Annotated in this window: 14 protein-coding genes and 1 pseudogene; 14 read left to right on the plus strand and 1 reads right to left on the minus strand. The window is 35.9% G+C overall.

Annotated features, from left to right (window positions below):
* Positions 1-46: 46 nt before the first annotated feature.
* From kpsM to DMB95_RS02035, 14 genes and pseudogenes are all read left to right on the plus strand, one after another.
* Positions 47-826 carry a capsule polysaccharide transporter KpsM gene (gene kpsM, locus DMB95_RS01975; RefSeq protein ID WP_142930696.1) on the plus strand — a complete coding sequence of 260 codons (780 nt, stop codon included), beginning with the start codon at positions 47-49 and terminating at the stop codon, positions 824-826.
* A complete protein-coding gene (locus DMB95_RS01980; protein WP_142930697.1) occupies positions 823-1,500 on the plus strand; it encodes an ABC transporter ATP-binding protein in 678 nt (225 codons plus the stop codon). Before kpsM ends, DMB95_RS01980 begins: the two co-directional genes overlap by 4 nt.
* Before the next feature lie 86 nt (positions 1,501-1,586).
* Positions 1,587-2,705 carry a capsule biosynthesis protein gene (locus DMB95_RS01985; RefSeq protein WP_142930809.1) on the plus strand — a complete coding sequence of 373 codons (1,119 nt, stop codon included), beginning with the start codon at positions 1,587-1,589 and terminating at the stop codon, positions 2,703-2,705.
* Positions 2,705-4,378, plus strand: a complete 1,674-nt coding sequence (locus tag DMB95_RS01990; protein ID WP_142930698.1) for a polysaccharide biosynthesis/export family protein — start codon at positions 2,705-2,707, stop codon at positions 4,376-4,378. The genes DMB95_RS01985 and DMB95_RS01990 overlap by 1 nt, the downstream gene beginning before the upstream one ends.
* A 12-nt stretch (positions 4,379-4,390) precedes the next feature.
* The gene (locus DMB95_RS01995; protein ID WP_142930699.1) at positions 4,391-5,341 is read left to right on the plus strand and encodes a KpsF/GutQ family sugar-phosphate isomerase; all 951 of its coding nucleotides are present in this window, start codon (positions 4,391-4,393) and stop codon (positions 5,339-5,341) included.
* Between the two features lie 190 nt (positions 5,342-5,531).
* A complete protein-coding gene (locus tag DMB95_RS02000) occupies positions 5,532-6,926 on the plus strand; it encodes a mannose-1-phosphate guanylyltransferase/mannose-6-phosphate isomerase (RefSeq protein WP_142930700.1) in 1,395 nt (464 codons plus the stop codon).
* A 28-nt stretch (positions 6,927-6,954) separates the two neighbouring features.
* A complete protein-coding gene (gene gmd / locus DMB95_RS02005) occupies positions 6,955-8,091 on the plus strand; it encodes a GDP-mannose 4,6-dehydratase (RefSeq protein WP_137632062.1) in 1,137 nt (378 codons plus the stop codon).
* A 6-nt stretch (positions 8,092-8,097) separates the two neighbouring features.
* Positions 8,098-9,015 (plus strand): annotated as a pseudogene (locus tag DMB95_RS09660) (GDP-L-fucose synthase family protein); the annotation flags it as partial.
* A 12-nt stretch (positions 9,016-9,027) separates the two neighbouring features.
* Positions 9,028-10,218 (plus strand): DegT/DnrJ/EryC1/StrS family aminotransferase, encoded by a 1,191-nt coding sequence (locus DMB95_RS09665; RefSeq protein ID WP_221886036.1) that lies wholly within the window; start codon positions 9,028-9,030, stop codon positions 10,216-10,218.
* 69 nt (positions 10,219-10,287) lie between these two features.
* Entirely contained in the window at positions 10,288-11,355 is a 1,068-nt protein-coding gene (locus tag DMB95_RS02015) for a GDP-L-fucose synthase family protein (RefSeq protein ID WP_142930702.1), read from the plus strand.
* Between the two features lie 43 nt (positions 11,356-11,398).
* Positions 11,399-11,962 carry a dTDP-4-dehydrorhamnose 3,5-epimerase gene (gene rfbC / locus DMB95_RS02020; protein ID WP_137632065.1) on the plus strand — a complete coding sequence of 188 codons (564 nt, stop codon included), beginning with the start codon at positions 11,399-11,401 and terminating at the stop codon, positions 11,960-11,962.
* Entirely contained in the window at positions 11,959-12,378 is a 420-nt protein-coding gene (locus DMB95_RS02025) for a hypothetical protein (RefSeq protein ID WP_142930703.1), read from the plus strand. Before rfbC ends, DMB95_RS02025 begins: the two co-directional genes overlap by 4 nt.
* Before the next feature lie 203 nt (positions 12,379-12,581).
* A complete protein-coding gene (locus DMB95_RS02030) occupies positions 12,582-13,166 on the plus strand; it encodes an acyltransferase (protein ID WP_238386848.1) in 585 nt (194 codons plus the stop codon).
* A gap of 97 nt (positions 13,167-13,263) precedes the next feature.
* Positions 13,264-14,352, plus strand: coding sequence for a DegT/DnrJ/EryC1/StrS family aminotransferase (locus DMB95_RS02035; protein WP_202922009.1), 1,089 nt, complete (start codon positions 13,264-13,266; stop codon positions 14,350-14,352).
* A gap of 78 nt (positions 14,353-14,430) precedes the next feature.
* Here the strand turns inward: DMB95_RS02035 and DMB95_RS02040 are convergent, their stop codons facing one another.
* A complete protein-coding gene (locus DMB95_RS02040) occupies positions 14,431-15,000 on the minus strand; it encodes a prepilin-type N-terminal cleavage/methylation domain-containing protein (RefSeq protein WP_142930704.1) in 570 nt (189 codons plus the stop codon).
* Positions 15,001-15,010: the final 10 nt, after the last annotated feature.

Consider the following 15,010-nt stretch of genomic DNA (forward strand, 5'->3'; position numbering starts at 1 on the left):
CAAAGTTAAGGACAGCATTTGGGGTATTTAAAAGGCGAAAAATACAATGTTTAATGTCATTTACGCACTTTTTTTTAGAGAGCTAAAAACACGCTTTGGTAAAAATAGACGCTTAGGCTATATCTGGGTAGTTGGCGAGCCTATGACTCAAATTTTTGTGATTTTAAGCGTAGTAACTTTGATCCGCGAGCAAACACATATGGTTGTTCCTGATGGTATATCGATCTTTATGTTTTTAGCAAGTGGAATTATCCCTTTTTTTATGTTTCGAAATATACTCACTCAAATGATGAGTGGCATTATGTCAAATTTGGGGCTTTTTGCGTATAAGCCGGTTAAGCCTATTCATGTATTTATCGCAAGGACTTTGGTTGAATCGTGCGTGTATTTTTTCATCTTTGTGATTTTAATGGTTCTTGTGGGCTGGTTTAGCTCGATCAATGTCCTGCCATATCACTTTTTAGAAGTGTATTTGTGCTTTTTGTTTTTAGTCTTTTCTGGTTTTTGTTTAGGGCTTTGCATGAGTATATTAAATCACCTTATTGATGTGTTAAAGTCTGTTTTGCCTTATGTTGGCATAGTTCTTTATATCGCTTCAGCTGTGATTTACCCAAGCTGGATCGTGCCTGAAGCTTTGTTTGAAGTTTTACTTTATAATCCATATTTGCATATTATGGAGACTTTAAGAATGAATTATTTTGAAAACTACCCTGCACGAGAAGGTATAACTTTGCTATATCCTTTGGTTGTTAATGTGGTGCTATTGCTTGCGGGGCTTTGGTTTTATTATCACAAAAGACAAGAACTTTCAGCGAGTAGAGTATGATAAAGCTTGATCGTATCACGAAATTTTACCCTTTAACAAATGGTGGCAAACACTATGTTTTTAGGGATTTTACCTTTGAATTTCCAGATGGCTGTTCTATTGGTTTGATGGGTAAAAATGGGGCTGGAAAATCAACTTTGATGAATATGCTTAGCGGGGCTGAAGTGCCAAATAAAGGCAAAATTCTCACTAATGTGCGAATTTCTTGGCCTCTTGGGCTTGGTGGGGGCTTTCAAAGTTCATTAACAGCAAGGGAAAATATAGCTTTTGTGGCACGAGTTTATGGCTGTAGAGGCAAAAAATTACGCGAGAAGATCGAGTTTGTGCAAGACTTTGCTGAGATTGGTAAATTCTTTGATGAGCCGATGAGTACTTATTCAAGTGGTATGCGTTCGCGCATAGGTTTTGGTTTGAGTATGGCTTTTGACTTTGATTATTATTTGATCGATGAGGCTGGTGCTGTGGGCGATCCAGCATTTGCGAAAAAAAGTCGCAAGTTATATGAAGAAAAGCTTTCAAGCTCAAAAGTGATTATGGTTTCTCATAATATCGCTGAGATTAAGCAGTGGTGTGATAAGATTATCTTGCTTCATGATGGTATTGTTGATGTGTATGATGATGTTGATGAGGGCATAGCTGTGTATCAAGGCGAGATTAAGGGTATAAACGCATGAAAAAAAATAATATCATCGCTCGTATCAAAAACAAAGAAGTGCTTGCTAAACTGAAGCAATTTAATTCAGCAAAAACCTTTAGAACCATTCAAGAAAATTCTTTCTCACAAAAGCTTAAAAGCTTTCTTTTGCTTGATACTTATAAAGTCGTGCTTGTTTTGATGGCTTTTGTTTTGGGGTATTATTATTTTATCGCAGCTAATCGTTATGTGAGCGAAAGTGTGATAAGCGTGCGTTCTACAAATTCTGATTCAAGCTCAGCTTCTTTAAGTGGCTTAACAACTTTACTTGGTGCAAGCGGGGCAACTTCAAATGAAGATATTACTTATCTTAAGACTTATATTTTGTCTTTGGATATGCTTCAAATTTTAGATCAAAAGATAGGTATTCGCAAATTTTATGAAGCTCAAAAGCTCGATCCTTTCTTTTCTCTTGGCTCCTCAGCCGATCAAGAAAGTTTTTTGAAATTTTATCAAGCTCGGGTAAAAATCACGGATAATAACGGCTTACTCGTCTTGCAAGTTGAGGGTTTTACTCCAGAACAAGCTCATCTTATCGCTCAAAGCATACTTGATGAAAGCGAGCGTTTTGTGAATGAGGTTTCACACAAAGGTGCAAGAGAGCAGCTTGCTTTTGCTGAAGAAGAGTTGATAAAATACAAGATTAAATACCAACAAAGTGCTGATGCGCTCACAGCTTTTCAAAACGAACATGGTGTGTTTGATCCTTTAAAAGAAGCTGAATCAAGAGCAAGCTTTATCGCCCAAATGGAAGGCAGTATCGCTGAAAAAGAAGCCAAACTTTTAGCTATGCAAAGCTATATCAATGAAAATGCTCCCCAGTTAAGCACCTTAAAAGCTGAGATTAGCGCACTAAAACAACAGCTTGAGATTGAAAAATCACGCATTGCTTCAAGTTCAAACGCATCAAAGCTCAATGACTTAGCTGCTGATTTTCAAAAACTTACTATTGAAGCTGGTTTTGCTGAAAGTGCCTATACGGCGGCTTTAAAAGCATTTGAAACAACAAGGATAGAAGCTATACGAAAGATCAAACAACTTGTCATCATTCAAAATCCCACCACTCCACAAAGTGCGATGTATCCTAAAAAGCTGTATAATATCATCACGATTTTTGTGATCTTAAGCCTTGTTTTTGGGGTAGCAAAGCTTATAAAAACGATTATAGAGGAGCATAAATACTAATGAAAAAGATTATAATAAGCCTCATTTTGCCATTGCTAGTTTTGGCTGTTGATGTATCACAAATTGCCGGAACGACAAGCACAAGCGTTTTAGCAAATGATTTAAACACTAGCTCAAATACCACTTTTGAAAACAATGTCTCAGCACAATCAAATTTCATTCAAGCTCCAGTCATTCAAGTCTTTGGCTCGCATTTATTTGGTGGAAATTTCAGCAAAAATACCCAGCATGTGTATAATCCAGACTATAAAATCGCTGTTGGCGATCAAATTAGCCTTAAAATTTGGGGCGCGGTTGAGTTTGAACGCAATTTAGTTGTGGATTCTCAAGGTAATATTTTCGTGCCTCAAGTTGGAGCGATTAAGGTTTTGGGCGTAAGAAATGCTGATTTGCTCAAAGTTATTCAAGCTAGCGTAAGTAAAATTTATAAAAATAATGTCTTTGTGTATGCAGATATGAATGCTTATCAAAGTGTGAGCGTTTTTGTAACAGGAAATGTCAATGCGCCCGGACTTTATCAAGGACTAAGTTCAGACTCGATAATCCAATACCTTGATAAAGCAAATGGCATAAATTTAGACTATGGAAGTTTTCGAAATATACGCATTTTAAGAGATGATAAACTTGTGGAAGAGCTTGATTTGTATGATTTTTTGCTTAAGGGCAAGATGAGCTTATTTGCTTTTAGGACGGGCGATGTCGTGTTTGTAGATAGCGTGCAAAAATACGCTTTTGCAAGCGGAGATGTGCAAAAACCCTTTCGCTTTGAGCTTAAAAATGATATTCTTACCCTGCAAGATTTAGCCATAGCTGCTGGAGCAAAGCCTATCGTTACAAATGCTATCGTTAAAAGCTACGCAGCCAATCATGCTTTAGAAGTAAAATCCTATACAAAAAAAGACTTTGCAAATGTAAAGTTAAATACCGCCGATGTGGTGGAATTTCGTCCTGATTATACCGCTCAAAGCGTGAGTGTGAGGATAGAAGGCGAACATAACGGACTTCATTCTGTGGTGGTAAGAAAAGGCACTACGCTTGAAGAAGTAGTTCGAAGTATCATCACAAACGCCCAATCAGATATTAACTCCGTGCAAGTGTTTCGAAAAAGCGTTGCGCTGACACAAAAAAAGCTCATAGAAGCCCAACTTAAAGAGCTTGAAACACTAGCCTTAACAGCTCCTGCGGTTAATGCTGATATAGCAGCTGTACGTGCAACCCAAGCAAAAACTATACTTGAGTTTATCCAAAGAGCAAAACAAGTAGAGCCAAAAGGACAAATCATCATCGATGATGCAAGAGCTTATAAAAGTATAGTCCTTGAAGAAGATGATCTCATCGTCGTTCCAAGCAAAAATAATCTTGTTTTAGTTCAAGGTGAAGTTGCTTTGCCCGGAGCTTTTGTGTATATGAATAATGAAAAAATGCGTTATTACATACAACTTGCCGGTGATTTTAGTCAAAGGGCTGATAAATCAAGAGTTCTTGTCATACGCTCAAGCGGTAAGGCTGAAAAATACACCGCAAGCTTTTTTGGCTCAGGCACGAGCATAAAGCCCGGAGATAGCATACTTGTCCTACCAAAAGTTGATAGTCAAAATCTTCAAGTTGTCAGTATGCTTACTCAAATTTTATATCAAATCGCCATTGCAACTAATGTTGTGCTGAATTTATGATGAGGAAAAATGATGAAAAATACTATCTTAAATATCGCTAAAGAAGTCTTTGAGATCGAAGCCAAAACCCTACAAGATTTGGCTTTAAGGCTTGATGAGAAATTTGTAAAAGCCATAGAATTAATCCTAACAATCAAAGGGCGTTGTGTTATCAGTGGTATGGGTAAATCAGGGCATATAGGAGCAAAAATCGCCGCAACCTTAGCAAGCACAGGCACACCAAGCTTTTTTATGCACCCAGCCGAAGCTTTGCATGGTGATCTTGGAATGCTTACAAGTGAAGATTTGCTTTTAGCGATCTCAAATTCAGGCGAAACAGAAGAGATTTTAAAGCTTATACCAGCAGTAAAAAGACGTCAAATTCCACTCATTGCAATGTGTGGCGTGGCTAAATCAACCTTAGCCAAGCAAGCTGATATTTTTTTAGATATTTATGTCAAAAAAGAAGCATGTCCTTTGCAACTTGCCCCTATGAGTAGCACTACAGCTACGCTTGCTATGGGCGATGCAATCGCTGCTGCTTTGATGAAAGAGAGAAAATTCAAACCAGATGATTTTGCCTTGTTTCATCCGGGCGGAAGTTTGGGGCGAAAATTACTCACAAAAGTAGGGGATTTGATGGTGAAAAAGCTCCCTATAGTCAGTCCAGAAACGAATTTTAATGAACTTGTTGATGTAATGACAAGTGGAAAATTAGGACTTTGCATAGTTTTAGAAGATGAAAAGCTCGTAGGTATCATCACAGATGGGGACTTAAGAAGGGCTTTAAAGGCAAATGATAAGCCAAGATTTGATTTTTTAGCTAAAGAAATTATGAGTAAAAACCCAAAAACAATAGATGCAAATGCTATGGCAACAGAAGCTGAAGAGCTCATGATAAAACACAAAATCAAAGAAATCCCAGTATCAAAAAAAGGCAAAATCGTAGGCATTATCCAGCTTTATGATATAGGCAGGGTGTGAGAACGGAAATAATAACAAACTAAAAATCAAGATCAAAACAATATTTTTGTAAGATAAATGAAAATACAGGCATTTTCTACAAATAAAAAAATAATAGTCTAATGATCGGAGTTTGATATCTGCTTTAAAATACTAAATTTTTACATTTTTTAAGTATAATACAATTCTTAACAAAAAATAAAGATTTTTAATGACAAATATACTTTTATGTGGTGGTAGTGGTACTAGGCTTTGGCCTCTTTCAAGAGAGCTTATGCCTAAGCAGTTTTTGAGGCTTTTTGATGAGAATTCTTTATTTGAGCTTTGCCTTCAAAGAAATGCCTCTTTTTGCTCTCAAAGCCTTATTGTTTCAAATGAACAGCAGTATTTTTTAGCTCTTGATCAATGTGAAAATTTGCAAAATCAAGGCAAGATTTTACAAGATAGCTTTTCTTTTTTGCTTGAGCCCTTAGCTAAAAATACAGCTGCAGCGATCACCTTAGCTACCTTAGCTTTAGATAAAGATGAGTTGTGTCTGGTTAGCCCAAGCGATCATTTGATAAAAGACTTAAAAGCCTATGAAAAAGTGCTTACTAGAGCTTGTGAATTAGCACAACACAATTTTTTAGTTACCTTTGGTATCAAGCCAAATTATGCTGAAGCAGGTTATGGTTATATAGAAGCAAAGGGCGAAGAAGTGCTTGCCTTTCATGAAAAGCCTGATTTAAATACTGCTCAAGCTTATCTTACAAAGGGAAATTTTTTCTGGAATAGTGGTATGTTTGTCTTTAAGGCTGGTTTCTTCTTAGAACAGATGAGTGAATTTGCCCCTGATATACTTAAGGCTTGTAAAAAAGCTTATGAAAACGCTTATGAAGAAAAAGCCTTGCTTAGGATTAAAAGAGAGTATATGTTAAACATACCTGAGCTAAGTATTGATTATGCTTTGATGGAAAAATCAAATAAAGTCAAAATGGTTCAAAGCGATATACAATGGAGCGATGTAGGCAGTTTTGACGCGCTTTATGATGAGTTTGACAAAGATGAATATAACAATGCCATAAAGGCTCAAACTCTTATGCTTGAAAGTAAAAATAATCTCATATTTTGCTCAAATTCAAAAAAGCTCATTGCCACTACAAATTTAGAAAATCTCATCATCATAGACACAGAAGATGCCTTAATGATTTGCCCTAAAAGCAAGTCCCAAAATGTTAAAAATTTAGTTTCTAAGCTCAAAGATCAAGGAGAGATTTGTAAAATTCATCTTACAGCACATCGCCCTTGGGGAACTTATACTGTGCTTGAAGATGAAAAGGGCTATAAACTTAAACGTATAGAGGTAAAACCGGGTAAAAGGCTTTCTTTGCAAAAGCATTTTCACCGCAATGAGCATTGGATAGTCGTAAGTGGCACAGCAAGCGTTGAGATAGAAGGCACGCATTGCCTTGTGCGTCCAAATGAAAGCATATATATCAAAATGGGACAAAAGCACAGGCTAAGCAATGAAGGTAAAATTCCAGTCATCTTGATCGAAGCTCAAGTAGGAGAATACACAGGAGAAGATGATATAGTGCGAATTGATGATGATTTTAAACGCCAATGAGTGTAGTATTAAATAAAGGAGAATATAAATGAAAAAAGCCTTAATCACAGGTGTTACAGGACAAGATGGGGCGTATTTGAGTGAGTTTTTACTCTCAAAAGGCTATGAAGTGCACGGCATAAAACGTCGTAGCTCACTTTTTAACACCGATAGGATAGATCATCTTTTTGAAGATCAGCACAATAAAAGCAATAATTTTTACCTACATTATGGGGATATGACTGATAGTATGAATCTTACTCGCATTATAGCTGAGATAAAACCAGATGAAATTTATAATCTTGCTGCTATGAGCCATGTGCATGTGAGCTTTGATACCCCAGAATACACAGCAAATGCTGATGGCATAGGCACCTTACGCATACTTGATGCGGTGCGATTTTTAGGACTTGTTGATAAAACACGCATTTATCAAGCTTCAACTTCTGAGCTTTATGGACTAGTTCAAGGTGTGCCTCAAAGTGAGAAAACACCTTTTTATCCTCGCTCTCCTTATGCTTGTGCTAAACTTTATGCGTATTGGATTAGCGTAAATTATAGAGAAGCGTATGGGGTGTTTGCAAGCAATGGAATTTTGTTTAACCATGAAAGTCCTATAAGAGGAGAAACCTTTGTTACAAGAAAGATTACAAGAGCTGCAGCAAAAATAGCCTTAAATTTACAAGATAAACTCTATCTTGGCAATCTTTCAGCCAAAAGAGACTGGGGGCATGCAAAAGACTATGTAAAGGCTATGTGGCTTATCTTGCAGCATGAAAAGGCTGATGATTTTGTTATCGCTACAGGAGAAACTACTGAGGTAAGGGATTTTGTACGTTTAGCCTTTGCTTATCTTGGTTTAAAACTTGAGTTTAAGGGCAAGGGCGTTGATGAAGTGGGCTTTATCGCTAGTATAGATGAAGATAGGGCTAAGGCTTTGGGGCTTGATTATACGCATTTGAGCTTAAATCAAGAATTAGTTTGTGTGGATAAGAGGTATTTTCGCCCAAGTGAGGTGGATTTGCTTTTAGGTGATCCACGCAAGGCTCAAACCGAGCTTGGCTGGAGCAGGGAGTATGATTTACAAGATTTGGTAAATGATATGATGAGTAGTGATTTAAAGCTTATGAGTAAAGATATGTATCTTAAAGAAGGTGGATACAAGATTATGCGGTATTTTGAGTAAGAAGCGATGAAAAATAAAAAAACCTTGCTCATCACCGGTGCAAGTGGTATGGTGGGACAAAATATCATCACTCATACAAAAGCAAAGCTTTATAATATACTTGCTCCAAGCAGTAAAGAACTTGATCTTTTATCTCAAGAAAGTATTAATGCTTTCTTGCAAGAACATAGCATTGATTGTGTTATTCATTGTGCAGGACTTGTTGGGGGCATCATGGCAAATATCAAAAATCCAAGCTCTTTTTTAAGTCAAAATGCTTATATGGGCTTGAATTTAATCAACGGCGCTCACAAAGAAGGTATTAAAAATTTACTCAATTTAGCAAGTTCTTGTATGTATCCAAGAAATGCTGGCAATCCTCTTAAAGAAGAGTTAATCTTAAGTGGCGAGCTAGAACCTACAAATGAGGGCTATGCTCTAGCAAAAATTCTTTGTGTAAGGCTTTGTGAGTATATCAGCCAAGATACAAATTTTTTATATAAAAGCCTTATCCCTTGTAATTTATATGGTAAATTTGATAAATTTGACAGCCTTAATGCTCATCTTATCCCAGCCATTATCGCTAAAGTGCATTTAGCTAAAATTAAAGGCTTAAAAGAGCTTGAAATTTGGGGTGATGGTAGTGCTAGACGTGAGTTTATGTATGCTGAGGATTTAGCAGATTTTGTTTTTGAGGCTCTTGAACGTTTTGAGGAGTTACCACAGAATTTAAATGTGGGCATAGGAAAAGACTATACTATAAATGAGTATTATGAAGCAGTAGCAAAGGTGCTTGGTTTTAAGGGTAAATTTAAACACGATCTCACTAAGCCAAGCGGAATGAAACAAAAACTCATCGATAATACCCGCTTAAAAGCCTTTGATTTTGAACCTAAAACCTCACTTGAAGAAGGCATAGCAAAAACTTATGAGTATTATTTAAAAGGAGAAAAACAAATGCAAGCATATACTCTTGCTAGCTCAACTTGGGATAAAAAAGAGCTTGAGGCTATACAAGAAGTCATTGATAGTGATATTTTTACTATGGGTAAAAAAGTGGCTGAATTTGAAAAAGATTTTGCTAAATTCGTTGGCTCAAAATATGCTGTGATGACAAGCTCAGGCTCAACAGCAAACTTAATCGCCACTGCGGCTTTATTTTACACCAAAACACCTAAACTTAAAAGAGGCGATGAGGTTATAGTGCCAGCTGTTTCTTGGAGCACGACTTATTATCCGCTTTATCAATACGGACTTAAACTTAAATTTGTAGATATTGATCTATATACGCTAAATTATGATCTTTTGGCTTTAAAAGAGGCGATTAATGATAAAACAAAGATGATAATGTGTGTGAATTTGCTAGGTAATGCAAATGATTTTGATGCGATTAAGGCTATGATTGAGGGCAAAGATATTATCTTACTTGAGGATAATTGCGAATCTATGGGTGCTGAGTATAAGGGTAAGCAGGCTGGAACTTTTGGCATTATGGGGACTTTTTCTACTTTTTATTCTCATCATATGGCGACTATGGAGGGTGGTTTTGTAGTGAGTGATGATGAGGAGCTTTACCATATCTTGCTTTCTTTAAGAGCGCATGGCTGGACAAGGAATTTGCCAAAGCATAATTTAGTAAGCGGAACAAAAAGTGATGATTATTTTGAAGAAGCCTTTAAATTTGTTTTGCCCGGATATAATGTGCGTCCGGTTGAAATGAGTGGAGCCATAGGCATACAACAGCTTAAAAAACTGCCTTTGTTTTTAAAAAATCGCCGTGAAAACGCAAGTTATTTTGTAGAGCTTTTTAAAGATGATAAGGATTTTATCATCCAGCAAGAAATAGGCTTAAGTTCTTGGTTTGGCTTTTCTTTCATCATCAAGCCTCAAAGTAAGATCACAAGAGAAGAAGTGATTAAAGCCTTTAAAGAGGCAAATATAGAAGTGCGTCCTATAGTAACAGGGGATTTTACCCAAAATGAGGTGATAAAATACTTTGATTATGAGCTTTTTGGTGAGCTTAAAAATGCCAAGCTTTTACATACAAATGGCTTTTTTGTAGGCAATCATCAAGTCAATATCAAAGCTCAAATCGATTTGCTTTATAAAACTTTAAACAAGCTTACTCATAGAGGGGGGGGGCATTAAGATATAAACTTCTAAGTCCTTTAAAAGACAGCCCTATAAACAACCTTTCTTTCAAGAAAGGATTGTTCTATGCGTAAAGAAAGTAAAATTTTTATCGCTGGACATAAAGGGCTTGTGGGTTCAGCCTTGCTTAGAGCTTTACAGGCTCAAGGCTTTGTTAATTTAATCACTAAAACACATGATGAGCTTGATTTGTGCGATCAAAAAGCAGTGGCTGAGTTTTTTGAAAAAACAAAGCCTGAGTATGTCTTTTTAGCTGCAGCAAAAGTTGGTGGTATAGAAGCTAATAACACTTTTAGAGCTGATTTTATCTATGAAAATTTACAAATTCAAAACAATGTCATTCATCAAGCATATAAAAATAAAGTCAAAAAACTACTCTTTTTAGGTTCAACTTGCATTTATCCTAAAAATGCCCCTCAGCCAATCAGCGAAGAAAGCCTTCTTAGCTCTAAGCTTGAATACACAAACGAACCTTATGCTATAGCTAAAATAGCCGGACTTAAAATGTGTGAAAGCTATAATTTCCAATACGGCACAAATTTCTTAAGCGTTATGCCTACGAATTTATATGGCATAAATGATAATTTTGATTTAAAAAGCTCTCATGTTTTACCGGCTTTATTAAGAAAAATCTATCTTGCAAAATTGCTTGATGAGGGCAAAAATGAGCTTGTATTAAACAACCTTAAAGCAAAGAGCATTGATGAAGCTAGAGCGTATCTGGCTAACTTTGGAGTGAGTGAAAAAAGTGTTGAAATTTGGGGTAGTGGCAAGCCAAGAAGGGAATTTTTATATGTTGATGATATGGCTGAGGCTTGTATTTTTATCATGCAAAATATTGATTTCAAAGACTTATCAAGCAAAAACTCAAAGGAAATCAAAAATACACACCTAAACATAGGCACAGGAAAAGACATCAGTATAAAAGAACTCGCAGAACTTATACAAAACATAATCGGCTTTAAAGGCACACTCATTTTTAATACTTTAAAGCCAGATGGCACGATGAGAAAGCTTAGTGATGTATCAAAGCTAAAGAATTTAGGCTGGAGTGCCACAACAAAGTTAGAGCAAGGCATTAAAAATATATATGAATGGTATAAACTAGCTCATGGGGGGGGGCGTTTGATTTAAAAGCTTCTCAGTCTTTACAGCCTTCCTTTGTGGAGGCTGCTTAATGGCTATAGAATTTAATATTAAACAAAGCACCAAGCTTCAAGGTGTATATATCATCACACCAAACATTTCTAGTGATCTTCGTGGCAATATCTACACTTCATTTTTAAAAGATGAGATAGACAAACTTCTACCAAAAGGGCTTTTCTTTAAGCATGATAAATTTTCTCTTTCAAGGCAAAATGTTTTACGCGGCATACACGGAGATACTAAATCTTACAAATTTGTAAGTTGTGTGTATGGAGAAATTTTGCAAGTTGTGGTTGATTGTAGAAAAGAAAGTCCTAGCTATTTACAATATGAGAAATTTATTATCAACCAAAATGAGCAAAAATTCATACTCATACCACCACATATGGGAAATGCTTATTATGTTAAAAGTAAAGAGGCTTTATATCATTACAAGCTCGCCTATGAAGGTGAATATTTTGATGCACCAGATCAATTTTCACTTGCTTATGATGATAATCGTATAGGCATTGATTGGGACTTAAATAATCAAAAACCCATACTTTCAAACAGGGACTTACAAAGTTTAAATTCAGCAAAAAAGGAGAATAAATGAGAGAAATTAAAGAAAAAGATATAGTCTTAGCAAGACATATCAAGGAAGAAGATTGTATCGAGGGATTAAATTTCTTTTCACAAGATGAAGAGTTTATTCAAGTTGGTACTTGGGGCTATAATAAAGGCAAAAAACTCTTAGCTCATATTCATAATGAAGTAGAACGCAAGGTGTATTGGACGCAAGAGGTTCTTTTTATCAAAAAAGGTAGCATAAAAGTGCGTATATATGATACAAAAGCCCAGTTTTTAGAAGAATTTATCGCTCAAGCTGGAGATATACTTGTCATGCTAAAAGGCGGACATGGCTATGATATACTTGAAGATGGCACAAAAGTAGTTGAAATTAAAAATGGTCCTTATGTAGGTGCTGATCTTGATAGAAGAAGGATAGAATGCGCCATAATTCATCTTTAAAATAATCTATACTAGTGTTGATTATGACGAGTTAAAAGCAGGTAAAAAAGCGTTAAGTTGCCAGTCTAAGTGAGCTTTAACGCATCGTCTAAAATTGTCAAAAGATGTAAAATTTAATTTACTTTCACAGAGGAGAATATAAAAAATTGCCGTAAATGATATATTTAGGATCAAAAAAGAATTTCAGAACAAAAGGAGAAAAAATGAATACAAATTCTATGTTTTTTTCACGCGAAGAACTTGAAGCGATGAATTTTAAAAGTTTGGGTGAAAATGTGCTTATCGATAGACTTACACCTATTTATCGTCCAGAAAAGATAAGCATTGGTTCAAATGTAAGAATAGGAAGCTTTTGTATATTAAGTGGAGATATAAAAATTGGAGATTATGTACATATTGCTTCATATTGTTTTTTGAATGCTTCAAATTTGGGTATTGAAATAGGCAATTTTGTGAATATTGGTTCGTATTCGCGCTTGCTCTGTGAAAGCGATGATTATTCAGGGCAAAGCTTAGTCAGTGCTGATGTGCCAGCACATTTGAAAAATACTCAAAGGGGTAGTATAGTTTTAAAAAACCATTGCCTTGTGGGTTCAGGGGTGCTTATTTTACCCGGAGTTGTTTTGAAACAAGGCACGAGTGTTGGTGCTATGAGCATGATGAAGGCATCAACTGAACCTTTTGGAATTTATGCAGGGATTCCGGCTAAAAAGATAAAGCAAAGAAGTAAAAATTTACTTAAATTTGAGAAGGAATTTCTACATACTTTAGCTATAGCTGAGGTGTGAGTGTGAGCTATTAAAGCTTTATTTTATTGGGAAGGAAAAATATTTTGTGAGTGATTTTAAATCATATCAAAAACTAATCAAATCTAAAGGAGAATAAATGGATTTCATTATGCAAATGAGACCACTTTTTGGTGCTGAGGAAAAGAAGGCTTTGTGTGAATATATGGACGAAGATGGCTTTTTAACCGAGTTTAAAAGGACGGAAAAATTTGAGCAAATGATAGCTGAGTTTACAGGAGCAAAGCATTGTATAATTGTAAATAATGGCACCATAAGCCTTACCTTAGCTGCTCTTAGCGTAGGTATAAAAGCAGATGATGAAGTGCTTGTGCCAAACTATACCATGATAGCAACACCAAATTCTGTAAAAATGTTTGGTGCTAAGCCTATATTTGTTGATGTTGAGCGTGAAACACTTTGTATGGATATACAAAAAGCTAGAGAAGCTATCACAGCCAAGACAAAAGCCATAATGCTTGTAAGTGCAAATGGACGCTATCCAAAAGCTGGAATCGAAGCTTTTAAAAATTTATGTAAGGAAAATGGGCTTATTTTAATCGAAGATGCGGCTCAAAGTTTGGGAAGTTTTTATCCAAATGGTAAGCATATCGGCACAGAAGGGCTTGTGGGTAGCTTTTCTTTTTCTGCACCTAAGATCATTTCTACAGGACAAGGTGGAGCTTTGATCACAAATGATGATAAAATCGCTTCAAGCTTACGCAAACTTAAGGATTTTGGACGAAGTCAAGGAGGCAATGACTTTCATGATAGTATAGGTTATAATTTTAAATTTACAGAACTTCAAGCTTGTGTAGGTATAGAGCAAATGAAAAAACTTTCTTTGCGGATAAAACGCAAAAAAGAACTTTATAGACTTTATAAAAAAGGGCTTAATGGTATTTCTCAGGTACAAATTTTTGATCAGGATTTGCAATACACTACTCCTTGGTTTTATGATATATTGTGCGAAGATCGTAAAGGACTTATCGAGTTTTTAAAACAGAACAATATAGGCACAAGACTTATGTATGGTCCTATCAACAAACAAATCGCTTATCAAGTAAAAGGCGAACATGAAGTATCAAATTTAGTAGGTGAAAAAGGACTTTGGTTGCCTTCAGCCGTGCAGCTTAAAGATGATGAGATACAATACATCTGTGAGAAAATAAGAAAATTTTATCAATAAATCTTTAAACAGCTGGGCTAAAATATTAAAAATGCTCCTAAAACAATACTTGGGCTTTCTTTATAGTTGTCTTAGAATTTAATTCCCCAAAAGTGTATAAGTTTTGCTAGCTAGGCTTTTAAAAGCATTTTGTGTGCTTAAGGCAACGCAGGCTTTGCTTTGACTTTGACTTGTGAAATCAGCGTTTAAAAGCGCGTTTTGAGCTGTTGTGTAGGCATTTTTAGCGTTTGTATCGTTTGGGTTTGCTTTTAAGGAATTTTCAGCGGCGGCTAGGTTTGTGATCAAGGTTTTGATATTTGCGTTTGATGCAAAGCCAAAGATGAGGGTGTGGCTTGAGTTGATAAAGACAAGCTCTATACAATCATTTGCCCCAGCAACGCTAAAATTTACGCTTCTTGTGCCGTTAAAATTACTCAGATCGACATTTTCTATATTGCTAACATTACTCATCAAATGCGTTGAGGCTAGGGCGTCGTTTTTAAGGGCGTAGGAGCTAAAATCACTGACTAAGGTTTTAAGATTGCTTATTGCCTTGCTTATTTCTGCTTCGTCTTTGCTTGAACTAAGACGCGGTAGGGCTATGGCGGCTAAAATGCCAAGTATGATGATAACAAAGATAAGCTCAAGGACGCTAAAGGCTTTTTTCACGCTTTTTCCT

Origin of the sequence: Campylobacter sp. MIT 12-8780 (genome assembly GCF_006864535.1) — a bacterium.
Classification (GTDB): Bacteria; Campylobacterota; Campylobacteria; order Campylobacterales; family Campylobacteraceae; genus Campylobacter_D.

Bases quoted from the DNA above. Each gene is read 5' to 3' on its own strand.
- DMB95_RS01990 (WP_142930698.1), top strand. From the start codon at position 2,705: ATGAAAAAGATTATAATAAGCCTCATTTTGCCATTGCTAGTTTTGGCT.
- gmd (WP_137632062.1), top strand. From the start codon at position 6,955: ATGAAAAAAGCCTTAATCACAGGTGTTACAGGACAAGATGGGGCGTAT.
- DMB95_RS01980 (WP_142930697.1), top strand. From the start codon at position 823: ATGATAAAGCTTGATCGTATCACGAAATTTTACCCTTTAACAAATGGT.
- rfbC (WP_137632065.1), top strand. From the start codon at position 11,399: ATGGCTATAGAATTTAATATTAAACAAAGCACCAAGCTTCAAGGTGTA.
- DMB95_RS01995 (WP_142930699.1), top strand. From the start codon at position 4,391: ATGAAAAATACTATCTTAAATATCGCTAAAGAAGTCTTTGAGATCGAA.
- DMB95_RS02035 (WP_202922009.1), top strand. From the start codon at position 13,264: ATGGATTTCATTATGCAAATGAGACCACTTTTTGGTGCTGAGGAAAAG.
- kpsM (WP_142930696.1), top strand. From the start codon at position 47: ATGTTTAATGTCATTTACGCACTTTTTTTTAGAGAGCTAAAAACACGC.
- DMB95_RS02015 (WP_142930702.1), top strand. From the start codon at position 10,288: ATGCGTAAAGAAAGTAAAATTTTTATCGCTGGACATAAAGGGCTTGTG.
- DMB95_RS02030 (WP_238386848.1), top strand. From the start codon at position 12,582: ATGAATACAAATTCTATGTTTTTTTCACGCGAAGAACTTGAAGCGATG.
- DMB95_RS02000 (WP_142930700.1), top strand. From the start codon at position 5,532: ATGACAAATATACTTTTATGTGGTGGTAGTGGTACTAGGCTTTGGCCT.
- DMB95_RS02025 (WP_142930703.1), top strand. From the start codon at position 11,959: ATGAGAGAAATTAAAGAAAAAGATATAGTCTTAGCAAGACATATCAAG.
- DMB95_RS09665 (WP_221886036.1), top strand. From the start codon at position 9,028: ATGCAAGCATATACTCTTGCTAGCTCAACTTGGGATAAAAAAGAGCTT.